Source organism: Sinisalibacter lacisalsi, from assembly GCF_014640115.1.
Taxonomy (GTDB): Bacteria; Pseudomonadota; Alphaproteobacteria; order Rhodobacterales; family Rhodobacteraceae; genus Sinisalibacter; species Sinisalibacter lacisalsi.
Genome location: NZ_BMGI01000005.1, coordinates 24,663 through 47,865, shown reverse-complemented (window position 1 = coordinate 47,865; position 23,203 = coordinate 24,663). Strand labels below are relative to the sequence as shown.

The 23,203-nt window shown below is 69.2% G+C and carries 20 protein-coding genes; 15 read left to right on the top strand and 5 right to left on the bottom strand.

Annotated elements, in window-relative coordinates; translation table 11 throughout:
• Positions 1–108: 108 nt before the first annotated feature.
• The 13 genes from ftsW (at position 109) to recN (ending at position 14,923) form a co-directional block, all read left to right on the top strand.
• A complete protein-coding gene (gene ftsW / locus IEW01_RS14220; RefSeq protein WP_188528880.1) occupies positions 109–1,278 on the top strand; it encodes a putative lipid II flippase FtsW in 1,170 nt (389 codons plus the stop codon).
• The gene (locus tag IEW01_RS14215; RefSeq protein ID WP_188528878.1) at positions 1,275–2,384 is read left to right on the top strand and encodes a UDP-N-acetylglucosamine--N-acetylmuramyl-(pentapeptide) pyrophosphoryl-undecaprenol N-acetylglucosamine transferase; all 1,110 of its coding nucleotides are present in this window, start codon (positions 1,275–1,277) and stop codon (positions 2,382–2,384) included. The genes ftsW and IEW01_RS14215 overlap by 4 nt, the downstream gene beginning before the upstream one ends.
• Before the next feature lie 3 nt (positions 2,385–2,387).
• Positions 2,388–3,788: a UDP-N-acetylmuramate--L-alanine ligase gene (murC, locus tag IEW01_RS14210; RefSeq protein ID WP_188528876.1), complete on the top strand. Its 1,401-nt coding sequence runs from the start codon at positions 2,388–2,390 to the stop codon at positions 3,786–3,788.
• Positions 3,789–3,954: 166 nt separating this feature from the next.
• Positions 3,955–5,298 (top strand): hypothetical protein, encoded by a 1,344-nt coding sequence (locus IEW01_RS14205; RefSeq protein ID WP_188528874.1) that lies wholly within the window; start codon positions 3,955–3,957, stop codon positions 5,296–5,298.
• Between the two features lie 59 nt (positions 5,299–5,357).
• The gene (locus IEW01_RS14200) at positions 5,358–5,615 is read left to right on the top strand and encodes a DUF2484 family protein (protein WP_188528872.1); all 258 of its coding nucleotides are present in this window, start codon (positions 5,358–5,360) and stop codon (positions 5,613–5,615) included.
• Complete coding sequence (locus IEW01_RS14195) at positions 5,612–5,866, top strand: DUF2484 family protein (protein WP_188528870.1); 255 nt, start codon at positions 5,612–5,614, stop codon at positions 5,864–5,866. Before IEW01_RS14200 ends, IEW01_RS14195 begins: the two co-directional genes overlap by 4 nt.
• 279 nt (positions 5,867–6,145) lie before the next feature.
• Complete coding sequence (gene murB / locus IEW01_RS14190) at positions 6,146–7,075, top strand: UDP-N-acetylmuramate dehydrogenase (RefSeq protein WP_188528868.1); 930 nt, start codon at positions 6,146–6,148, stop codon at positions 7,073–7,075.
• Positions 7,076–7,165: 90 nt separating this feature from the next.
• Complete coding sequence (locus IEW01_RS14185) at positions 7,166–8,044, top strand: D-alanine--D-alanine ligase (RefSeq protein WP_188528866.1); 879 nt, start codon at positions 7,166–7,168, stop codon at positions 8,042–8,044.
• Positions 8,032–8,937: a cell division protein FtsQ/DivIB gene (locus IEW01_RS14180; protein ID WP_308418953.1), complete on the top strand. Its 906-nt coding sequence runs from the start codon at positions 8,032–8,034 to the stop codon at positions 8,935–8,937. The genes IEW01_RS14185 and IEW01_RS14180 overlap by 13 nt, the downstream gene beginning before the upstream one ends.
• Before the next feature lie 6 nt (positions 8,938–8,943).
• Positions 8,944–10,278: a cell division protein FtsA gene (gene ftsA / locus IEW01_RS14175; protein ID WP_188528864.1), complete on the top strand. Its 1,335-nt coding sequence runs from the start codon at positions 8,944–8,946 to the stop codon at positions 10,276–10,278.
• A gap of 206 nt (positions 10,279–10,484) precedes the next feature.
• Positions 10,485–12,104, top strand: coding sequence for a cell division protein FtsZ (ftsZ, locus tag IEW01_RS14170; protein ID WP_188528861.1), 1,620 nt, complete (start codon positions 10,485–10,487; stop codon positions 12,102–12,104).
• Positions 12,105–12,349: 245 nt separating this feature from the next.
• Positions 12,350–13,255, top strand: a complete 906-nt coding sequence (locus IEW01_RS14165; RefSeq protein ID WP_229738305.1) for an outer membrane protein assembly factor BamD — start codon at positions 12,350–12,352, stop codon at positions 13,253–13,255.
• Between the two features lie 12 nt (positions 13,256–13,267).
• Positions 13,268–14,923: a DNA repair protein RecN gene (gene recN / locus IEW01_RS14160; protein ID WP_188528859.1), complete on the top strand. Its 1,656-nt coding sequence runs from the start codon at positions 13,268–13,270 to the stop codon at positions 14,921–14,923.
• A gap of 99 nt (positions 14,924–15,022) precedes the next feature.
• Here the strand turns inward: recN and IEW01_RS14155 are convergent, their stop codons facing one another.
• Together IEW01_RS14155 and IEW01_RS14150 are read right to left on the bottom strand one after the other, a co-directional pair.
• The gene (locus IEW01_RS14155; protein WP_188528857.1) at positions 15,023–15,238 is read right to left on the bottom strand and encodes a hypothetical protein; all 216 of its coding nucleotides are present in this window, start codon (positions 15,236–15,238) and stop codon (positions 15,023–15,025) included.
• Positions 15,235–16,608, bottom strand: coding sequence for an FAD-binding oxidoreductase (locus IEW01_RS14150; protein WP_188528855.1), 1,374 nt, complete (start codon positions 16,606–16,608; stop codon positions 15,235–15,237). The genes IEW01_RS14155 and IEW01_RS14150 overlap by 4 nt, the downstream gene beginning before the upstream one ends.
• Positions 16,609–16,683: 75 nt before the next feature.
• On the opposite strand from IEW01_RS14150, the gene IEW01_RS14145 reads away from it, so the two are divergent.
• Both IEW01_RS14145 and IEW01_RS14140 read left to right on the top strand, forming a co-directional pair.
• The gene (locus IEW01_RS14145; RefSeq protein ID WP_188528842.1) at positions 16,684–18,372 is read left to right on the top strand and encodes a chloride channel protein; all 1,689 of its coding nucleotides are present in this window, start codon (positions 16,684–16,686) and stop codon (positions 18,370–18,372) included.
• Between the two features lie 88 nt (positions 18,373–18,460).
• On the top strand, positions 18,461–18,964 hold the full coding sequence (locus IEW01_RS14140) for a hypothetical protein (RefSeq protein WP_188528840.1): 504 nt from the start codon (positions 18,461–18,463) through the stop codon (positions 18,962–18,964).
• Between the two features lie 10 nt (positions 18,965–18,974).
• Here the strand turns inward: IEW01_RS14140 and IEW01_RS14135 are convergent, their stop codons facing one another.
• The 3 genes from IEW01_RS14135 to cobT all read right to left on the bottom strand — a co-directional run bounded on the left by IEW01_RS14135 (position 18,975) and on the right by cobT (position 23,164).
• Positions 18,975–19,316 carry a DUF427 domain-containing protein gene (locus tag IEW01_RS14135; RefSeq protein WP_188528838.1) on the bottom strand — a complete coding sequence of 114 codons (342 nt, stop codon included), beginning with the start codon at positions 19,314–19,316 and terminating at the stop codon, positions 18,975–18,977.
• 56 nt (positions 19,317–19,372) lie between these two features.
• Positions 19,373–21,175 carry an aminopeptidase P family protein gene (locus IEW01_RS14130; RefSeq protein ID WP_188528836.1) on the bottom strand — a complete coding sequence of 601 codons (1,803 nt, stop codon included), beginning with the start codon at positions 21,173–21,175 and terminating at the stop codon, positions 19,373–19,375.
• 108 nt (positions 21,176–21,283) lie between these two features.
• Positions 21,284–23,164 carry a cobaltochelatase subunit CobT gene (gene cobT, locus IEW01_RS14125; RefSeq protein ID WP_188528834.1) on the bottom strand — a complete coding sequence of 627 codons (1,881 nt, stop codon included), beginning with the start codon at positions 23,162–23,164 and terminating at the stop codon, positions 21,284–21,286.
• Positions 23,165–23,203: the final 39 nt, after the last annotated feature.

The window sequence follows — 23,203 nt, the reverse complement described above, 5'->3', positions numbered from 1 at the left end:
GAAGCTCTGGCGCGAGCGGGCATTTGACGTTATCCTTGGCTGACGACCCGGGGCCAACCCGGGCGTAACGAGGCAGAACGACAACAGGCGAAACGCCGGGCGGGTTACATGACCGAGATGGTATACGGCGCCGCACCCCGGCAGGAGGGCGATCCCATCCTGCCGCGCTGGTGGCGCACGATCGACAAATGGTCGATTTCCTCGATCCTTCTTCTTTTCGCGATCGGCATCCTGCTGGGGCTGGCCGCCTCGCCGCCGCTGGCCGAGCGCAACGGGCTTGCGCCGTTCCATTACGTCGAGCGGCAGCTGGTGTTCGGTCTCGCGGCTTTCGCGGTGATGTTCGTCACCACGATGCTGGGGCCGCAGATGCTGCGCCGCCTGGCCGTGATCGGCTTCTTCCTCGCCTTCGCGGCGCTGGTGATGCTGCCCGCCTTCGGCACCGATTTCGGCAAGGGCGCGGTGCGCTGGTTCAGCTTCGGCTTCGCCTCGGTGCAGCCGTCTGAATTTCTCAAGCCGGTCTTCGTGATCACCGTGGCCTGGCTGATGGCTGCGAGCCAGGAGATCGGCGGCCCGCCGGGCAAGACGATGTCGCTGGTGCTCACCCTGGTGGTGACGGCCTTCCTCGCGATGCAGCCCGATTTCGGCCAGGCGGCGCTGGTGATGTTCGCCTGGGGGGTGATGTATTTCGTCGGCGGCGCGCCCTACCTGCTGATCCTCGCGGTGGCCGCGGTGGTGGTTCTGGGCGGCATGCTGGCCTACGAGAACTCCGAGCATTTCGCCCGCCGGATCGATGGCTTTTTGAACCCCGAGGTCGATCCCACGACCCAGCTCGGCTACGCCACCAACGCGATCCGCGAGGGCGGGTTCTTCGGCGTCGGCGTTGGCGAGGGGCAGGTGAAGTGGTCGCTGCCCGATGCCCATACCGATTTCATCATCGCGGTGGCGGCGGAGGAATACGGCCTGGTGCTGGTGCTGCTGATCATCGGGCTCTACGCCACCGTTGTGGTGCGCAGCCTGATCCGGCTGGTGCAGGAGCGCGATCCCTTCATCCGGCTCGCCGGCACCGGGCTTGCGGCGATGCTCGGGGTGCAGGCGCTGATCAACATGGGCGTCGCGGTGCGCCTGCTGCCGGCCAAGGGCATGACGCTGCCCTTCGTGAGCTACGGCGGCTCCTCGCTGATCGCCACCGGGCTGGCCGTGGGCATGTTGCTGGCCTTCACCCGCACCCGGCCGCAGGGCCGCATCGGCGACATCCTGACCGGCGGGCGGGCGCGATGACGGCACGGGCGCCGCTTCTGGTGATCGCCGCCGGGGGCACCGGTGGCCACATGTTCCCGGCCCAGGCGCTGGCCGAGGCGATGCTGGCGCGCGGCTGGCGCGTCCGGCTATCGACCGACGCGCGCGGCGCGCGCTATGCCGGCGGCTTTCCGGACGGGGTCGAGATCGAGCGGGTTTCGTCGGCCACCTTCGCGCGCGGCGGGGCGCTGGCGAAGCTTTTCGTCCCGCTGCGGATCGCCGGCGGCATTCTCGGGGCGGTGCTCAGGATGCTGCGCGACCGGCCCGCCGTGGTGATCGGCTTCGGCGGTTACCCCTCGATCCCCGCGCTCGCCGCCGCCTGGGCGCTGCGCCTGCCCCGGCTGATCCACGAGCAGAACGGCGTGCTCGGCCGGGTCAACCGGATCTTCGCGCCGCGCGTCGCCCATGTCGCCTGCGGCACATGGCCGACCGAGCCTATGCCCGCCGGGGCCCGGCCGCTCCACGCCGGCAACCCGGTGCGCGCCGCCGTGGCCGAGCGCGCGGGCGCGGGCTACATCCCGCCAGGCGATTACCCGATGACGCTTCTCGTGATCGGCGGCAGCCAGGGCGCGCATGCGCTCGCCGAGGCGGTGCCCGAGGCGGTGGCCCGGCTGCCGGAGGCGATCCGCACCCACCTGCGCGTCGCCCAGCAGGCGCGCGCCGAGGATGCCGAGGCGGTCGCCGCCTTCTACGAGGCCCATGGCATCCGCGCCGAGGTTTCGCCCTTCTTCGAGGATCTGCCGCGCCGGATGAGCGAGGCACAACTGGTGATCAGCCGCGCCGGCGCCTCCTCGGTCGCCGATATCAGCGTGATCGGCCGGCCCTCGATCCTGATCCCCTACCCCTACGCCACCGAAGACCACCAGACCGCCAACGCCCGTGGCCTCGTCGAGGCGGGTGCGGCGATCCTGCTGCCCGAAACGAAGCTTGACGCCGCCGCGCTTTCAGACCAGATCGCCCTCGTGCTGGGCGATCCGCAGGGGGCCGAGCAAATGGCGGCGTCGGCGCTCGGGCAGGGGCGGCCGGACGCGACGGAGGCGCTTGTGGCGCTTGTCGAGGGCCTTGCGGCCGAGCACGCGAAGGGGTGAGCCATGTGCGCAGCGGCAACGAAACTTCCCACCGAGATGGGCCCGATCCACTTCGTCGGGATCGGCGGTATCGGCATGTCTGGGATCGCCGAGGTGCTGCTCAACCACGGCTACCGGGTGCAGGGCTCCGACCTCAAGGCGAGCGCGATCACCCGGCGGCTGGAAGAGCTTGGCGCGCAGGTGTTCACCGGCCAGGCGCCCGAGAACCTCAAAGGGGCCGAGGTCGTGGTGATCTCGTCGGCGATCAAGCCCGGCAACCCCGAGCTTGACGCGGCCCGCGCACGCGGCCTGCCGGTGGTGCGCCGCGCCGAGATGCTGGCCGAGCTGATGCGGTTGAAGTCGAACATCGCGGTGGCCGGAACCCATGGCAAGACCACCACTACCACGCTGATCGCCGAGCTCCTGGTCAAGGGCGGGATCGATCCCACCGTGGTCAACGGCGGCGTCATCCATGCCTATGGCTCCAACGCCCGGATGGGGCAGGGCGAATGGATGGTGGTGGAGGCCGACGAGTCCGACGGCACCTTCAACCGCCTGCCCGCCACCATCGCCGTGGTCACCAACATCGACCCCGAGCACATGGACCACTGGCACAGCTTCGACGCGCTGCGCCAGGGCTTTCACGATTTCGTCTCCGGCATTCCGTTCTACGGCCTCGCCGTGTGCTGCACCGATCACCCGGAGGTGCAGGCGCTGGTGGGGCGGATCACCGACCGGCGCGTGGTGACCTTCGGCTTCAACGCGCAAGCCGATGTGCGCGCGGTGAACCTCTCCTACGAGGGCGGGGCGGCGCGCTTCGATATCGAGCTGGCCGCCGAGGGCACCCGGATCGAGGGCTGCACCCTGCCGATGCCGGGCGATCACAACGTCTCCAACGCGCTGGCGGCGGTGGCGGTGGCGCGGCACCTGGGCATGAAGCGCGACGAGATCCGCGCCGCGCTCGCCAGTTTCGAGGGCGTCAACCGCCGCTTCACCCGCGTGGGCGCGTGGCAGGGCGTGCCGATCATCGACGATTACGCCCACCACCCGGTGGAGATCGCCGCCGTGCTGCGCGCCGCGCGCCAGGCCTCGACGGGCCGGGTGATCGCGGTGCACCAGCCGCACCGCTACAGCCGGCTGCACTCGCTGTTCGAGGATTTCTGCACCTGTTTCAACGACGCCGACGTGGTCGGGATCTCGGACGTTTTCGCCGCCGGGGAAGACCCGATCGAGGGCGCAGGCCGCGACGACCTCGTCGCCGGCCTCACCGCCCACGGCCACCGCAACGCCCGCGCGGTGGCGAGCGAAGAGGCGCTGGCCGACCTCGTCCGCGCCGAGGCGCAGGAGGGCGATATCGTCGTCTGCCTCGGGGCAGGCACGATCTCGGCCTGGGCGCGCGGGCTGGGGGCGCGGCTGAAGGGGTAGGGGCCGGGGAAGCGGTTTCGAACCTCCGCCGCAAAGCCCTGCGCCGGCGGGCGCCGCCAGCCCACCCCGGCGCGACGCCGTAGGCCGGGCTTCAGCCCGGCAAAACCATCCCCAACCCCGCGCATCCCCCGCTGGACAGCCCCCGCCAACCGCCTATGGTTCCCCCATGACGCGTGCGGCGGATATCAGGGACCGGGAGAGCCTGGAGGCTTGGCTGGGAGGCCAGCCCCGCGAGGTGGCGATCGCCATCGCCGCCCGCGCGGCGGCGCGGGTCATGCCGGTGTGGGCGGTTTACTGCCAGACAGAGAAGGCTAAGGAACGTGAGCTGACTTCGCTGCCAATTTTGCGGGCAAATCTGATTTCGTCGGTCGCGGCAGTATCATCAACCAATGAAATCGTGCGTGCCACCGATTCCGCCTACGAGCATGCGTCCAGAGCCGACGCCGATCCCTTCGCTGATAAAACGCGAGCTACCTTAACCGCCAGAGCTTCGATAAATGCCGTCGGCTCTGCGACCGCCCGCGCCGTCGCTAGATCCGCCTTTGCCTCCCTTGCAGCCTCCACAGCTGACGACTCCGCTTTCGGTGCCTTCGCTACCTCCGCCAAAAACTTAGACGCCGCCACCTCCGTCTGGCAGGCCGTCCGCCACGATGCCGAAGCGGTCGACAACGGCGCGTCCCTCCCGTGGGGGCCCCTCTGGCCCGACACCAACCCCCTGCAGGAGCAATGGACCACCACCCGCGTGGACTGGTCCCGCCCCGGCTCGCCTTACGCCTTCTGGCTGCGCTGGTATGAAAGCCTGCTCGACCCCGCCAGCCATCCCCCCATCCCCGCCCCCGTCCTCTACCAGATCGCCCTGATCGACGAGGATATCTGGACACAGGGCGCCGAAGCGGTGGCCGAGGAAATCGCGCGGATCGAGGCGGAGTTCGAGACTGGCGAAGACGACCTCGACAGGACCATCTCCGCCTTGCCGCCTGCTGCGCCCGACCGCGTGCAGGCGACGAAGCAGGCGATGGAGCGCCACCGCGCCGATCTGCCCCCGACGTTCGGCACCATCCTCGGGTTCATCGTGTTGGAAGTGAAACGTCTTCAAGACCGCAACTATCGCGACGCCGACGACGAGGAAGAGGCCAAGCGCCAGATCCGGACATTGACGACGATCCACCACGCGGTGGAAGCCTTGCAGGCTCTCGTTCCCGACGGGCCGAATATGCCCCTTGATGACGCCGAGAAGGCCGAGAAACTGGGCCGGCTCTACCTGAACAAGTTCAAGGAGTGGCCTCGCGACAATGCCGACGACGTTGTCGGTGGAGTTTACGCGATGGGCGGCGAAATTGCCGGAAACACGATACGCATGGGCTTGGTTGCAGCGACTGCTTTCGCCCTCCCGATGATTGGCGTGCCGACGCAATGGGCATTGGGGGCAGGGGTGGCGGTATTCGGCAACAAGTCTATCGCGGAAGCCGCCAAGATGGTCAGGGATTCGGTGTTTTCCTCGAAATCCTAGACTTGCCACCACCCCCACCCCGCGCCATCCTGCCCGCAAACCAATAGAGCAGGCCCGCCATGACCCCCTCCCTCGTCTTCGCCGCCCTCTGGGTCATCGCCGCCACCGCCGTGGCCTTTCTCCCCATCCGCCGCCAGATCATCCCCGGCGCGGCGCTGGGCCTTGCCGGTCTCGCCCTCATCGTCTGGATCGGGGTCGACCACGGCTGGCTCTGGGCGCTGCCCGCCTTCCTCGCCTTCGCCTCGCTGTTTCGCAACGGCTTCAAGGCGATCCCCGCGCTGATCCGGGGCGAAAAGCTCGAGATCCCCGACGAATGACCCCTTCTCTCATCGCGGCCGCCCTCTGGGCGATCGCCGCCAACCTGATCGCCCTCACGCCCTCGCGCCGGGGTCACTGGCCCGCCGCCTGGGTGCTGATCGCCACCGGCATTCCGCTGCTCGGCTGGGTGACGTGGCAAAACGGCCCGCTCATCGGTTTCCTCGTGCTCGCCGCCGGCGCCTCGGTGCTGCGCTGGCCGGTGATCTACCTCTGGCGCTGGCTCAAACGGATCGCGCGCCATTTGCGCTGATCGGGAACATGCGCATTCGGCGCCTCTTCTTGGGTCCAAAATACCTCGGGGGGTCCGGGGGGCAGCGCCCCCCCCGCGGGTCGCCCGCGCCAGCGGGGGAAACCCCTCTTGCCAGCACCAGGGGGCGACGCCCTCTCGGCGTTCGCGCGCCCGCAAACGCCTGCCGGGTTCCTGATCTCTGCTCGCGCGAAATCATCCAGACAGCCCTCCCGCGCACCGCCCGCGGCAGCGGGAGAAACCACTCTTGCCCGCACCGCTGCCACCGGCTACCCATCGGCCATGACCCTCGATCTCCCCCCCGTGCGCGGCACCATTATCGAGAACCGCTCCCTCGCCGGGCTCACCTGGATGCGAGTGGGCGGCCCGGCAGACGCGCTGTTCCTGCCCGCCGACGAGGCGGATCTGGCCGATTTCCTCGCCGCGCTCGACCCTGCGATCCCGGTGTTCCCGATGGGCGTGGGCTCCAACCTGATCGTGCGCGACGGCGGCATTCGCGGTGTGGTGATCCGGCTCGGCCGGGGCTTCAACGCGATCGAGGTCGATGGTGCCCGCGTCACCGCCGGGGCCGCCGCGCTCGATGCCCACGTCGCCCGTCGCGCGGCCGAGGCGGGGCGTGATCTCACCTTCCTGCGCACCATTCCCGGCGCCATCGGCGGCGCGGTGCGGATGAACGCAGGGTGCTACGGCACCTACGTGGCGGATGTCTTCGCCGAGGCCCGCGCCGTCACCCGCTCGGGCGAGGTGGTCACGCTCACGGCGGAGGATCTGCGCTTCGCCTACCGCCAGTCGACCCTGCCCGAGGGATGGGTGCTCACCCGCGCCAGCTTCGACACGCCCGCGGGCGACCCGGCCGAACTGGAGGCGCGCATGGCCGCGCAACTGGCCCGGCGCGACGAGACCCAGCCGACGAAGGACCGCACCGCCGGCTCGACCTTCCGCAACCCCGCCGGGTTCTCCTCCACCGGGCGGGCCGACGATGTGCACGATCTCAAGGCCTGGAAGCTGATCGAGGAGGCCGGGATGCGCGGGGCGCGGCTGGGCGGGGCGCAGATGAACCCCAAGCACGCGAATTTTCTCACCAACACCGGCGGCGCCACGGCGGCCGATCTCGAGGCGCTGGGAGAAGATGTTCGAAAAAGGGTATTCCAAAACGCCGGTATAACGCTAGAATGGGAAATCATGCGGGTCGGAGAACCCGCCGATAAATAACGAGCTTGTTCACCGGCCAGCGATAAGGCCGGGATCACGAGGCAGACAGTGGGCGAACCGAGCAGGAAAGCCCTCAGGGTCGCAGTATTGATGGGAGGCCCCTCCGCCGAGCGCGAGGTGTCGCTGTCATCGGGGCGGGAATGCGCCGCGGCGCTGCGAGGCGAGGGATACGACGTGATCGAGGTCGATGCCGGCCCCGATCTCTGCGCGCGCCTCGATGAGATCAAGCCCGATGTCGCCTTCAACGCGCTGCATGGCCGCTGGGGCGAGGATGGCTGCGTGCAGGGCATCCTCGAGTGGATGGGCATTCCCTATACCCATGCCGGCGTGCTCGCCTCCGCCCTCGCGATGGACAAGGAGAAGGCCAAGATCGCCTTCCGCGCCGAGGGGCTGCCGGTGGCCGAGAGCGGGCTCTGGCCGGCCGAGACGATCCGCCGCCGCCACGTGATGGCGCCGCCCTACGTGGTGAAGCCCTACAATGAAGGCTCCTCGGTGGGGGTCTACATCGTGCCCGAGGGCGCCAACACGCCGCCCGATCTGGCCGCGGACAGCCCCGAGGTGATGATGGTCGAGGCCTACCTGCCCGGGCGCGAACTGACCACCACCGTGGTCGGCGACAGGGCGCTGGCGGTGACCGAGATCGTCACCGACGGCTGGTATGACTACGAGGCGAAATACGCCGAGGGCGGATCGCGCCACGTGATCCCGGCCGAGATTCCGCCCGAGATCGAGCTGCACTGCCTCGATTACGCCCTGCGCGCGCACGAGGTGCTGGGCTGCCGGGGCGTGAGCCGCACCGATTTTCGCTGGGACGACACGCGCGGCGTCGACGGGCTGGTGCTGTTGGAAACCAACACCCAGCCGGGGATGACCCCCACCTCGCTGGTGCCCGAGCAGGCGGCGGCGGCGGGCATCGGCTTCGGCCCGCTGTGCGCCTGGATGGTGGAGGACGCCTCTTGCAACCGCTGAGGGCCCCCCGCGCCGACGCGCGCGCCCGCCACGGCGCCGCCCCGGTGCGCCGCGATCCCGCCCCTTCGCGGCTGCGCTATCGCTTCCACCGCCTCTGGCTCACGCCGCTCTACCGTTCGCTGATGCGGGTCGGCGTGCCCACCTTCCTGATCCTCACCGCGATGGGCTGGTATTTCTCCAACCCCACCAACCGCTACGCCATCGCCGAGAAAACCGCCGAATTCCGCCGCTCGATCGAGACGCGGCCGGAATTCATGGTCAAGCTGATGGTGATCGAGGGGGCCTCGCCGGTGGTCGACAAGGCGATCCGCGAATTGCTGCCGGTGGATTTCCCGGTGTCGTCCTTCGATCTCGATCTTGCCGGGATGCAGGCGGTGGTGGCGGCGCTCGACGTGGTCGAGGCGGTCGATATCCACATTCGCCCGGGCGGCGTGATGCAGATCAACATCAGCGAACGCGAACCGGCGCTGGTCTGGCGCGCGCCGGGCAAGCTCGAACTGATCGACGCCAGTGGCCACCGCGTCGCCTCCGTCACCGAACGGCGCGCCCGCCCCGATCTGCCGCTGGTGGCCGGGCAGGGGGCGGACGCCGAAGCCGCCGAGGCGCTGGCGCTGATCCGCGCCGCGGGCCCGCTCGGCGCGCGCCTGCGCGGCCTCGTGCGGGTCGGCGAGCGGCGCTGGGACATGGTTCTGGCCGATGGCCAGATGATCCTGCTGCCCGAGGTATCGCCGGTCGCCGCCCTCGACCAGGTGCTGGCCCTTGATCAGGCGCAGGACCTACTCGCCCGCAATGTCACCCACATCGACATGCGCACCCCGCAACGCCCGACGCTCCGCCTCGCCGAGCCGGCGGTCGAGGAGCTTCGGCGGATCCGAAGCCTTTCACTGGAGTAAGACCCGATGACCGAGCTTTACCAGCAACAAAGAGCCATGCGCGCGATGCGCCGCGCCGCGATGCAACGCGGGGTGATCGCCATTCTCGATATCGGCACCTCGAAGATCGGCTGCCTCGTGCTCCGCTTCGACGGGCCCGAGACCTTCCGCGCCGCCGATGGCGTGGGGTCGCTCGCCGGGCAATCGGCGTTCCGCGTGATCGGCGCCGCCACCACGCGCTCGCGCGGGGTGCGGTTCGGCGAGATCGACGCGATGCAGGAAACCGAGCGCGCGATCCGCACCGCCGTTCAGGGCGCCCAGAAGATGGCCAACACCCGCGTCGATCACGTCATCGCCACCTTCGCGGGGGCGAACCCGAGGAGCTACGGCCTTGCCGGCTCGATCGAGCTTGCCGGCGGCGCGGTGCGCGAGGACGATATCGCCCGCGTTCTGGCCGCCTGCGACCTGCCGCCGATCGGCGAGGGGCGCGAGGTGCTCCATGCCCAGCCGGTCAACTTCGCGCTCGATCACCGCACCGGGCTGTCCGATCCGCGCGGGCAGATCGGCAACCGGCTCTCCGTCGACATGCACGTGCTCACCGTCGATGCCAACGTGGCGCGCAACGTGCTGCACTGTATCAACCGTTGCGACCTCGAACTGGCGGGCATCGCCTCGTCGGCCTATGCGGCGGGGATTTCCGCGCTGGTGGAGGACGAGCAGGAACTGGGCGCGGCCTGCATCGACATGGGCGGCGGCTCCACCGGGCTTTCGATCTTCATCAAGAAACACATGATCTACGCCGACAGCGTGCGCCTTGGTGGCGACCACGTCACCTCCGATATCTCCAAGGGCCTGCAGGTGCCCTGGAACACCGCCGAGAGGATCAAGACCTTCTACGGCGGCGTCTATGCCACCGGGATGGACGACCGTGAGCGGATCGAGATCGGCGGCGACAGCGGCGACTGGGAGAAGGACCGGCGCACCGTCAGCCGGTCGGAGCTGATCGGGATCATGCGGCCAAGGGTCGAGGAGATCCTCGAAGAGGTGCGCGACCGGCTGGATGCCGCCGGTTTCGAGCACCTGCCGAGCCAGCAGATTGTATTGACCGGCGGGGCATCGCAGATTCCGGGCCTAGATGGATTGGCACCGAAGATTCTCGGCCAGCAAGTGCGCATCGGTCGGCCGTTGCGCGTTCAGGGCCTGCCACAGGCCGCGACCGGCGCGGCCTTCGCCTCGGCCGTGGGGCTGTGCCTCTTCGCTGCCCATCCCCAGGACGAATGGTGGGATTTCGACATCCCCGCCGAGAGCTACCCGGCCCGAAGCCTGCGCTGGGCGGTCAAATGGTTCAAGGACAACTGGTAACCGCTATATCTTGGCCAAATGGCAAGATGCCGCCGAAAAGCTGCGCGAAAACCCAAGATTTCGGGGCGTTTTCGCGTTTTTTTTCGTGACGAGGGGCGGAAACGTGTCTAAGTTTGGACAATAGCAGGCAACCCGCCCGGCAGCGGTGGGACAGGACAGATAAACGTGCACGCGCGTGCGGCGAAACAAGGACAGGCGGACAGATCATGACTTTGAACCTCACCATGCCCGGACAGGACGAGCTGAAACCCCGCATCACGGTGTTCGGCGTTGGCGGGGCAGGCGGTAACGCGGTCAACAACATGATCGACAAAGCCCTCGATGGCGTCGATTTCGTGGTGGCCAACACCGATGCCCAGGCGCTGCAGCAATCGAAGGCCCAGTCCTGCATCCAGATGGGCGTCAAGGTGACCGAGGGTCTCGGGGCCGGCGCGCGCGCCAGCGTCGGGGCAGCGGCGGCCGAGGAGAGCATCGAGCAGATCGTCGATCATCTCGCGGGCGCGCACATGTGCTTCATCACCGCCGGTATGGGCGGCGGCACCGGCACCGGAGCCGCGCCGATCATCGCCCAGGCGGCGCGCGAGCTTGGCGTGCTCACCGTGGGCGTGGTGACCAAGCCCTTCCAGTTCGAGGGCAGCAAGCGGATGCGCCAGGCCGAGGAAGGTGTCGAGGCGCTGCAGAAGATGGTCGATACCCTGATCATCATTCCCAACCAGAACCTGTTCCGCATCGCCAACGAGAAAACCACCTTCACCGATGCCTTCGCGATGGCTGACGACGTTCTCTACCAGGGCGTCAAGGGCGTGACCGACCTGATGGTGCGCCCGGGCCTGATCAACCTCGACTTCGCCGACGTGCGCGCGGTGATGGACGAGATGGGCAAGGCGATGATGGGCACCGGCGAGGCCGAGGGCGAGGATCGCGCGGTTCAGGCCGCCGAGAAGGCCATCGCCAATCCGCTGCTCGACGAGATCAGCCTGCGCGGCGCGCGCGGCGTGCTCATCAACATCACCGGCGGCTACGATCTCACCCTGTTCGAGCTCGACGAGGCGGCCAACCGCATCCGCGAGGAAGTCGATCCCGACGCCAACATCATCGTCGGCTCCACCCTCGACACCGGCATGGAAGGCACGATGCGGGTTTCGGTCGTCGCCACCGGCATCGACGCCGCCGACGTGGCGCAGGAAGTTCCGGTGCCGCGCCGTCGCATGGCCGAGCCGCTGCACGCGCCGATCGAGGTCGAGCACAAGATGGAAACGGAAGCGCCCGCCGCGATCGCCGCCGCCGCCTCGATCGAGACCGGCTATGATGACGAGGCGCCGCAGCCGTCGTTCTTCGATGACGAGATCGACGCCACCGCCGCCGCTGCCGAGGAACAGGCGGAAGACATTTTCCGGTCCGACGAGGTGGAAGACGACCTGCCGCCGCCGGCCTACCAGCCGCGTCAGCAGCCCGCGGCGGAAGCGCCGCGCCCGGCCGCGCAGCGCAGCGCCCCGGCCGAGAGCCACGTCGCGTCCTTCGTCGCGCCGAAAGCGCCGGCACCGGGCACGCCTTCGCCCGAAGCGGTGCAGCGGCTTCAGGCGGCGGTGCAGCGCGCCCCCGGCGCGCGCCAGGCCGAGGCCCAGCCCGCCGCGCATCCGCAGGAAAACAAGCCGCGTTTCGGGATCAACTCGCTCATCAACCGGATGACCGGCCACCATGCCGAGCCGGCTCAGGAGCCGCGCCAGCAGCCCCCGGTTCAGGCGCAGTCCTACGAGGAACCCGCCGCCGACCCGGAGCACGACCGGGTGGAGATTCCCGCCTTCCTGCGCCGCCAGGCCAACTGAACACCACGCCTCGGATCTTGAAAGGGCCGGTATCGACCGGCCCTTTTTTGTGTTCCGACAAGCCTTTGCGGCTGGAACTTCAGGCGATTCACCGGCGTTGAAAAGGGGCAGCGGCCGGGCGTTTTTCCCGTCCGAAACCATTTTGCCTGCCGATTTTATGTGCTAGGGATGGGGAAAGCTCGGCCGGGGGCCACAAGGTCTCGGGTGAATCACTTGGAACGGGGTAGGCGCGGACCATGCCAGACATGCGGCGCGACAGGGTAGATCGCAGCGGATTGAAACGGGCGACGAGCACGCTTGCCATGGTGGCGCTGGCCACCAGCCTCTCGGCGTGTTCCGGCGGCGCCGGCGGTGGCGGCGGCTGGTTCTCGAACCTGTTCAGTTCCAACGAAGTTGAGAAAAAGCCGATCGAGGAATACTCGGCCCAGGAAATCTACAAGCGCGGCGAATACGAGCTCGAGGAAGGCAATTACGAGGAAGCGGCGGACTGGTTCGGCGAAGTCGAGCGGCTGTATCCCTATTCGGAGTGGGGCAAGCGGGCGCTGATCATGCAGGCCTATGCCTACCACAAGGATTACGAATACGAGGATTCGCGCGCCGCGGCGCAGCGCTACCTCGATTTCTTCCCCGGAGAGGAAGACGCGGCCTACGCGCAATACCTCCTGGCCCTCAGCTATTACGACCAGATCGACGACATCGGCCGCGACCAGGGCAAGACCTTCCAGGCCCTGCAGGCGCTGCGCACGGTGATCGAGCGCTATCCCGACACCGAATACGCCCGCTCGGCGGTGCTCAAGTTCGATCTCGCCTTCAACCACCTCGGGGCGAAGGAGATGGAGGTCGGGCGCTACTACCTCAAGCGCAAGCACTACACCTCCGCCATCAACCGGTTCCGCGTTGTCGTCGAACAGTTCCAGACCACGACGCACACCCCCGAGGCGCTGCACCGGCTGGTGGAGAGCTACCTTTCGCTCGGCCTGACCGACGAGGCGCAGACGGCGGGTGCGATTCTCGGCCACAACTTCCGGGCGACCGAGTGGTATGAGGACAGCTACGCCCTGCTCACCGCGAAGGGTCTGAAGCCCGAGGCGAAGGGCGACAACTGGCTCTCCGCGCTCTACCGACAGCTCATCAAGGGTGAGTGGCTCTAGGCCATCACCCAAATGCTGCGCACCCTCGACATTCGAGACATGCTGATCATCGACCGGCTGGAACTGGAGTTCCAGCCGGGCCTGAACGTGCTCACCGGCGAGACCGGGGCGGGTAAGTCGATCCTGCTCGACAGCCTCGGCTTTGTGCTCGGCTGGCGCGGGCGGGCCGATCTCGTGCGCACCGGCGCCGAGGAGGGCGAGGTGGTGGCGGTGTTCGATCTCGCGCCGGGGCACGCCGCGCATGACGTGCTCGCCGAGGCGGGCCTGCCGGGCGGCGAGGAGCTGATCCTGCGCCGGGTGAACCGGGCCGACGGGCGCAAGACCGCGTGGATCAACGATCGGCGCGCCTCGGGCGAGGTGCTGCGCGCGCTCTCCGATACGCTGGTGGAACTGCACGGCCAGCAGGATGACCGCGGGCTTCTGAACCCCCGCGTGCACCGCACCCTGCTCGATGCTTTTGGCGGTCTGGAACCCCGGGTGGCCGAGACGCGCGCGGCCTGGGCGCGGCTGCGGGCGGCGGGGCGCGCGCTGGAAGATGCCGAGACGCGGCTTGCCGCGGCGCGGGCGGAAGAGGATTTCCTGCGCCACGCCGGCGACGAACTGGCCAAGCTCGCCCCCGAGCCGGGCGAGGATGCGGAACTGGACGCGCGGCGGCGGATGATGCAGGCGGGCCAACGCATCGGCGAAGACGTTTCCAAGGCGGCGCAGGCGCTGGGGCCGGGCGAGGGCGCCGAGGGCCGCATGGGCGATGCCCTGCGCTGGCTCGAAGGCGTGGCCGACAAGGCGGGCGAGGCGCTCAACGCGCCGATCGACGCGCTTGACCGGGCGCTCGCCGAACTGGGCGAGGCGGTGCAGGGGGTCGAGACGGCGCTGGAGGCGCTGGCCTTCGATCCGGGCGAGTTGGAACGTGTCGAGGAGCGGCTGTTCGCGATCCGGGCGGCGTCGCGCAAGCACGGCGTGGCCCCCGACGAGCTCTCGGCGTTCGCCGTCGAGATCGCCGACAAGCTCGCCGCGATTGATGCCGGCGCGGAGGATCTGGCCGCGCTCGAGCGGGCGCGGGCCGAGGCGGCAGCGGACTACGACGCGGCGGCCGCGGCGATGAGTGCGGCGCGGGCCGAGGCGGCGACGCGGCTCGACGCCGGCATGGCGACCGAGCTTGCGCCGCTGAAGATGGAGCGAGCGGTGTTCACCACCTCGATCGCCGCTGCCGAGCCGGGGCCGGAGGGGCGCGACGCGGTGAGTTTCACCGTCGCCACCAACCCCGGCGCACCGGCCGGACCCTTGAACAAGATCGCCTCGGGCGGCGAACTCAGCCGCTTCCTGCTCGCGCTCAAGGTTTGCCTTACCCGCGATGCCAGCGGGCTGACGATGATCTTCGACGAGATCGACCGCGGCGTTGGCGGGGCCACGGCGGATGCCGTCGGTCGCCGGCTGAAGACGCTCGCCGACGAGGGCGGGCAGGTGCTGGTGGTGACCCATAGTCCGCAGGTGGCGGCATTGGGCGCGCATCACTGGCAGGTTGCGAAATCGGTCGAGGGCGAGATCACCCGCACCCGGGTGCATCCGCTCGGGGCTGACGCGCGCATCGACGAGGTGGCGCGGATGATCTCGGGCGACCGGATCACCGAAGAGGCCCGCGCGGCGGCGAAAACGCTGCTTGCGGGTTGAGCGGAGGTCCGTCTCCGGATTCCGGAAATGGTATGAAAATTGAAAGGTTCGGCGAAGTTTTCGAACTTTTCCTTCCGAACATGTTCGAAAAGTGCAAGCCTAGCGCCTGAACCGTCGCCAGATCGGGCGGACGTCGAGTGCCGCGACCAGCATCCCGAGCGGGATCATCCAGAAGCCGAGCACCGGCAGGAAGCCGAAGACGCCCGCCACCATCAGGATCAGCCCGACGACCAGCCGCAGGCCGGGCGGCACGTTGCGCCGAACCCGCAGCCGGGCCCGGGCCAGCGATTTCTTGAACGCCGTGGGTCTGGTCATGGCCCCGGCACCAGCTTGCCGGGGTTGAGGATGTTCGCAGGATCGAGGGCGTGCTTGATCTCTCCCATCACCTCCCAGGCCGCGCCGTGCTCGGCCGCCATGTGGGCGAGCTTGCCGATGCCGATGCCGTGTTCGCCGGTGATCGTGCCGCCGAGGCGCAGGGCGCGTTCGGCCATCCGCCCGGCGAGGCGGCCGGCCTCGGCCAGTTCGCTTTCGTTGCCGCGCTCGACCAGCAGGATGGCGTGAAAATTGCCGTCGCCGACATGGCCGAGGATCGGCCCGGGGATCGGCGAGGCGGCGATGTCGGCCCGGGTTTCCTCCACCGCCTCGGCCAGCCGCGAGATCGGCACGCAGATGTCGGTGACGATCGCCGTCGCACCGGGCCTGAGCCCGAGGCAGGCCCAGTAGGCGTGGTGGCGCGCGGTCCAGAGCGCGGTGCGGTCTTCCGGCCGCGTTGCCGTGCCGATATCGGCGGCGCCGAAATCCGCCACCACCTCGCCGAACCGCGCGGCATCTTCGGCAACGGAGCTATCGGAGCCGTGAAACTCGACGAAGAGGTGCGGGCGCAGCGGCAGATCGGTGCCGGAATAGGCGTTGACGGCGCGCACCGTTTCGGCGTCGACGAACTCGATCCGCGCCACCGGGATGCCGATCTGGATCACCGCGACCACGGCGTCCACCGCGTCCGCCATGCGCTCGAAGCCGCAGACCGCCGCCGAGATCGCCTCGGGCTGACCGTGCAACTGCACCGTCAACTCGGTGATGATGCCCAGCGTGCCCTCGGAGCCGAGAAACAACCCGGTCAGATCGTAGCCGGCGGCGGATTTGCGCGCGCCGCTGCCGGTGCGGATCACCCGGCCACCGGCCAACACCACTTCGAGCGCGCGGATATTGTCGCGCATCGTGCCGTAGCGCACCGCGGTGGTGCCCGAGGCGCGGGTAGCCGCCATCCCGCCCAGCGAGGCATTGGCGCCGGGATCGACGGAGAAGAACAGCCCCGTGGCGCGCAACTCGCGGTTCAGCACCTCGCGGGTGAGCCCGGGCTGAACCACCGCCTGCATATCGCTCTGGCGCAGCGCGAGCAGCTTGTTCATGCGCGACAGATCGAGGCTGAGACCGCCGGCAACCGCGCCGGTGTGGCCTTCGAGCGAGGTGCCCGCGCCGTAGGCGATCACCGGACAGCCCTGCGCGTGGCAGATCCGCAGCACCTGCGCCACCTCGTCGGTGCTCTCGGGATAGGCCACCGCATCGGGCGGTGCGGGGGCAAAATGGGCTTCGCTCGCGCCGTGCGCTTCCAGATCGGACTTGGACCGGCTCAACCGATCGCCTAGAAGAGCCGAAAGCTCGGTGAGCGCGGCGTCGATGGTCATGCCATCCCCCCTCGTGAACCCGGGTCAATCTAGGCCAGACCACAGGCCGTTGCAAAGCCCGAGACCGAGGCGGTCATGCCGAGAAGGCTAAAATTGTATTTACACGCCGCCCTCGTCGCGTTGCGCCGGGAACTGGCGCTGGCGTGGCGGTTGTTGCGCGAGAAGGGGCCGGGGCAGGTTCAGTTCTGGTTCATCGCGCTGATCATCGGCATCGCCGCCGGCTTCGCCGCGCTCCTGTTCCGGCTCGGGATCGAACGGCTGCAGGCCGCGCTCTATCGCAGCGGCGATATCCGCCTGCTGCACAGCCATGCCGAAACCCTGCCGTGGTACTGGGTGCTGCTGATCCCGGTCGCCGGCGGGCTGGTGGTGGGGATCATCCTCAACTGGTTCACCCCCGACGGTCGGGTGCGCGCGGTGGCCGACGTGATCGAGGGGGCCGCGCTGTTCGAGGGGCGGGTCGAGCGACGGGCGGGCCTTGGCTCGGCGCTTGCCTCCTTCATCACCCTGTCCACCGGCGGCTCCTCGGGGCGCGAGGGGCCGGTGGTCCACCTCGCCGCGGTGATCTCGACCTGGATCTCGCGCTGGATCAAGGCCGACGGCATCACCGGGCGCGACCTCCTGGGCTGCGCCGTGGCGGCGGCGGTTTCGGCCTCGTTCAACGCCCCGATCGCCGGCGCGCTGTTCGCGCTCGAAGTGGTGCTGCGCCACTTCGCGGTGCATGCCTTCGCCCCGATCGCCATCGCCTCGGTCGCGGGCACGGTGATCAACCGGATCGAGTTCGGCGACGTGACCGAGTTCGCCCTGCCGGTCGCGGGCGGCGTGGCCTTCTACGTCGAGCTGCCCGCCTTCCTCATTCTCGGGCTGGTCTCGGGCCTCGTGGCGGGGGTGCTGATGCGGGCGATCTTCATCACCGAGGATCTCGCCGACACCCTGCAGAAACACAGCCGCCTGCCGCGGGTGCTGCGCCCGGCGCTGGCCGGGCTCCTGCTCGGGGTCATGGCGATCTTCTTTCCGCATATCATCGGCGTGGGCTACGAGACGACCTCCGCAGCGCTCACCGGCGAGCTCTTGCTGCACGAGGCGGTGGTTTTCGCGGTGCTCAAGGTGGTGGCGGTGGCGATCACCATCGGCGGCCGGATGGGTGGCGGCGTGTTCTCGCCCTCGCTGATGCTGGGCGCGCTCACCGGGCTGGCCTTCGGCATCGTCGCCACTTCGATCCTGCCGGAGGTTTCGGGCTCGCAGACGCTCTACGCCCTCGCCGGCATGGGCGCCGTGGCCGCCGCCGTGCTCGGCGCGCCGATCTCCACCACGCTCATCGTCTTCGAGCTGACCGGCGACTGGCAGACCGGGATCGCGGTGATGGCCAGCGTCTCGCTCTCATCGGCGCTGGCCTCGCGGCTGGTGGAACGCTCCTTCTTTCTCACCCAGCTGGAGCGGCGCGGCATCCACCTGGCGGCCGGGCCGCAGGCCTACCTGCTTTCGACCGTGCGCGTGGCCTCCGCGATGCGCAAGCTCGCCGAGCGCCGCGCCGCGCCGGAAGACCAGCTCTGGGCGCTCGTCGAGGACGGCGTCTATATCGACGCCAACGCCACGCTCGAGGCGGCGATGCCGGTGTTCGAGCAATCCGGGGTGAGCTTCATCCCCGTTGTCACCATCGCGGGCGAGGGTGCGCCGCCGGAACTCCTGGGCGCGCTACACCAGGTCGATGCGCTCAAGGCATTCAACCGGGTGCTCGCGGCGACGGCGGCGGAGGAGCATTCCTAGCGGGGTGCCTCCGCACCGCGAAGATTCCGTTTTGTGACGGCGCAAACCCGCGCTAGCCTTGCCGCACAGATGCAGGGAAGGAGGCGCGATGCAGGACGTCTTCGTGGCTGCGGCCGATGACATCGTCGATGCGGGAATGAAGGACAGCGGCATACCGCTTACCGATACGCTCAAGCATTACCTCGCCATCACCATCGCTAGGTTCATGCGCGATCACCCCGGGCTCGACGGGCTGACGGTGCGGGTGACGCGGGCGATGGAGGCGCACGCCCCGCCCGACATCCTGCGCCGTCTCGGGGATGAATGCCTGATCGCCACCGCCCTGTTCGAGGGCCGCCTGCGCCGCGCCGGCGGCTCGCTCAGGCACTACTCCGGGCTTGGCCAGGTGGCCTATGACGCGGCCGCGATGACCGAGCAGGCGCATGGCTTCCCGCATATGCGCGACGTGATTGCCTCGGGCACGGCACAGGGGCGCGCGCGCGAGGGCCTGCGCGGACTCGTCGATGCCGCCCGCGCCGGCAGCACGGTGGCGCGCGAGCGGCTCGCGGCGGGCAACGTCGTGGCCTTCCCGTCGCGCCGCTGGATCGGCTGAGGCGCTTGCCTCAGATCTCCTCCACCGTCACCTTGCCGGGATCGAAAGCGATGTGCCCGGCGATCCGGGCGGCGGCCTCTTTCGGCGCCTCGTAGCTCCAGCCCGCGTCCTCGATCACGGTCGACTTGGTGTGGATCGCGTAGTAATGCGCCTCGCCCTTCCACGGACAGGTCGTGCGCGTGGCCGAGGGTTCCAGCATCGCCATCGCCAGATCGGCGCGGGGAAAATAGAGCACGTCCGGGCGCCCCGGCTCGGAAAGTTCCAGCACCTCGGCGCTCTCGCCCAGCACCGCGCCCCCGGCGCGCACGACCCATTTGCCGGGCACCCGGCGGATGCGATTGGTCTCGCTCATCTCTTGTCTCTCCTCCGCTGTGGGCGCCCGCCTCGGGGCGATCCCGGTTCATCGCCTCAGATCGGCGCACAGGCCGCCTTGAGCCAGGCCCGCGCCGGCTCCGACACCCGCGGCGCCAGTTTCCTGCGCACCTCGGCGTGGTAGCCGTCGAGCCAGTCGCGTTCGGCCGCGCTCAGCATCCCCGCCATCACCAGCCGCCGGTCGATCGGCACGAAGGTGAGGGTTTCGAATCCCAGCATGTCGCGCGCGTCGCCGCCCTCGGGGCGATCGGCCTCGCGCACCACGACCAGGTTCTCGATCCGGATGCCGAAGGCCCCTTCGCGATAATAGCCCGGCTCGTTCGACAGGATCATTCCCGGCTCCAGCGCCACCTCCGACAGCCTCGACAGCCGCTGCGGCCCCTCGTGCACCGAAAGGTAGCTGCCCACGCCATGGCCGGTGCCATGGTCGTAATCGCAATGTGCCAGCCACAGCGGATAACGCGCCAGCGCGTCGAGGTCGCGCCCCGCCAGCCCGCGCGGAAACTGCACCCGGCTGATCGCGATCATGCCCTGAAGCACGCGGGTGAAGGCCTCGCGCTCGGCCCGGCCGACCTCGCCCACCGGCAGCGTGCGGGTGATATCGGTGGTGCCGTCGTCGTATTGCCCGCCGGAATCCAGCACCACCAGGTCGCCAGGGGCGAGGCCGCGGTTGGTCTCGCGCGTCACCCGGTAATGGATCACCGCGCCATGCGGCCCCGAGCCCGAGATCGTCTCGAAGCTGATGTCGCGCAGGGCGCCGGTGGCGCGGCGCTGGGCCTCCAGTTCCACCACAAGGTCGATCTCGGTGAGCCCGCCGCGATGCGCGGTGGCGTCATACCAGGCGAGAAACTCCACCATCGCCGCGCCGTCGCGCAGATGCGCCGCGCGCGCGCCCTCGATCTCGGCCGCGGTCTTCTTCGCCTTCGGCAGGATGCAGGGATCGTCGCCCCAGGCGATCTCCACGCCGCCGGCCTCGAGGATGCGCGCCACCGCGTCGGGGGCGCTGGCCTTGTCGACCCGTACCGGCCCGTCCAGTTCCAGCAGCGCCGCCTCGAAGGCGCTCTCGGGATAAAGCCAGACCTCGGGCCCGAGATGGTCGCCGATACCGGCGGGTCGCGCGGGGTGGGTGAACAATGCCACCCGCCCGTCGTCATGCAGGATGGCGAAGCCCTGCACCACCGGGATATGCGGAATGTCGTCGCCGCGAATATTGAGCAGCCAGGCGATACTGTCCGACAGCGTGAGCACCGCCGCGCGCTGGCCCTCGGCGCGCAGGCCGGCGGCAAGCTCGGCGCGCTTGTCGCCATGGCCCCGCCCGGCGAGCCCCTCGGGCTGCGGCCGCACCGCGCCGCGCGGCGGCAGGGGGCGGTTGTCCCAGATCTCGTCGACGAGGTTCTCCGAGGCCACCAGTGCGATCCCGTTGCCCGAGAGCGCCTTTTCCATCTTCTCGATCGCGCCGCGGGTGTGCAGCCAGGGATCGAAGCCCACCTTGCCGCCGCCGGGCAATTTCTCGCGCAGCCAGGCGGCGGGATCGGTCTCGGGCCAGGGCACCGGGATGAAGGCGCCGAGATCCACCTGCGCCTTGACCTGCGTGCGATAGCGCCCGTCGACGAACACGCCCGCCACGTCCGCCAGCGCCAGGCAGAAGCCGGCCGAGCCGGTAAAGCCGGTCAGCCAGGCCAGCCGGGCGTCGCAATCGGCCACGTATTCGCCCTGGTGGGCATCGGCGCGCGGTACGAAGAAGCCCGCCAGCCCGTCGCGCGCCATCACCGCGCGCAGCCGCGCCAGCCGCCCGGGGCCCTGCGCCGGATCGGCGGTGGTTTCGAAACTCTGGAACATCGCGGCCTCCGCACCGGGTCTTCTTGGGTCCCAAAATACCTTGGGGGTTTGGGGGTGAAACCCCCAATCGAACAAACCGGCGCGGCGCAGCCGCACCGCGTGGCACCTTCAGCCGGCGCGCCTCATCCCCAGAACCCGCGCCCGCGCCCTCGGATCGGGGTCGAACAGCACCGCGAGCTGCTCGGTCACCGCGCCGGCGAGCTGGTCGGCATCGGTGATCGTCACCGCGCGGTCGTAATAGCGCGTGACGTCATGGCCGATGCCGATCGCCAGCAGTTCGACCTGGCGGCGGCGCTCGACCATGGCGATCACGTCGCGCAGGTGCTTCTCGAGGTAATTGGCCGGGTTCACGCTGAGCGTGCTGTCATCCACCGGGGCACCGTCGGAGATCACCATCAGGATCTTGCGCGCCTCGGGGCGGGCGAGCAGCCGGCGGTGCGCCCATTCCAGTGCCTCGCCGTCGATGTTTTCCTTCAGCAGCCCTTCCTTCATCATCAGCCCGAGGTTCAGCCGGGTGCGCCGCATTGGCGCGTCGGCGGACTTGTAGATGATGTGGCGCAGGTCGTTGAGGCGGCCCGGGCTTTGCGGCCGGTTGTCGGCCAGCCATTTCTCGCGCGCCAGCCCGCCCTTCCAGGCCCGGGTGGTGAAGCCGAGGATTTCCACCTTCACGTCGACCCGCTCCAGCGTGCGCGCCAGCACGTCGGCGGTGATCGCCGCGATCGAGATCGGCCGGCCGCGCATCGAGCCGGAATTGTCGAGCAGCAGCGTCACCACGGTGTCGCGGAACTCGGTGTCCTTCTCGACCTTGAAGCTGAGCGGCGTGGTCGGGTTGGCGACCACGCGGGCGAGGCGGCCGGCATCGAGAATGCCCTCTTCGAGATCGAACTCCCACGAGCGGTTCTGCTGCGCCTGCAAGCGGCGCTGGAGCTTGTTGGCCAGCCGAGAGACCGCGCCCTTGAGCGGTTCGAGCTGCTGGTCGAGATAGGCGCGCAGGCGTTCGAGCTCGGCCGGTTCGGCAAGGTCTTCGGCCTTGATCTCCTCGTCGTGGACATCGTCGTAGACGTTGTAATGCGGGTCGGCCTCGGAATGCGGCGGCGGGGCCGGGGGCTCGGGCGGCGCCTCGGCCTCGGGCAGCTCGGCCTCCTCGCCGGCCTCGAGATCCGACAGGTCATCGAGCGAAACCTCGGCCGATTGCGGATCGGGCTCGACGTCGTCTTCCGAGCGTTCGGCCTCGGCCTCGTCGGTCTTTTCGCTCTCCGGGCTTTCCTCTTGGGTGGCGTCCTCTTCCTGCTCGGTCTCGTCCGTCTCGGCGTCGCGGTCCTGGTTCTCGTCCTCGGCGTCGGGGTCGTCGCCGAGCTGGTCGCCGTAGCCAAGGTCCTCGATCACCCGCCGGGCCAGCCGGGCGAAGGCGCGCTGGTCGGCGAGGGTCTCGTCAAGCTCGCCCAGCGTGTCGCTCGCCTGCGCGTCGAGAAAGCCGCGCCAGAGGTCGAGCACGTTCTGCGCGCCCGGCGGCAGAGCGCGCCCGGTGGCGAGGTGGCGCACCAGGTAGCCCGCCGCCTCCGCCAGCGGCGCCTCGTCGGTGGAGGTCATGTTGGCATAGCCGCGCTTGGCGGCTTCATCGGCGATCTTGTTGTCGATGTTGGAGGCGGTGCCGGGCATCACCCGCGCGCCCACGGCCTCGCAGCGGGCGGTTTCCATCGCCTCGTAGAGCGTGCGCGCCATCTCGCCCTGCGGCAGGTAACGGGCATGGGTGGCGGCGTCGTGAAACTTGTGGCGCAGCGCCAGCGCATCGGCCACCCCGCGGGCCAGCAGAACCTCGTCGCGCGCCATCCGCCGGGTGACCTGCGGCAGCCGCACGGTTTCGCCGGAAATGCCCGACGGGTCCACCGTGTAGGTGACGTTCAACTCGCGGTCGTCGGCCATCACCTTGGTGGCCTCGGCCAGCGCCTTCTTGAACGGATCGGCGGGGTTATCGGTGGGTTTGTTCATGTCCGGCCAAGCGATACGCGGGCTTCGAGATCAATCTGG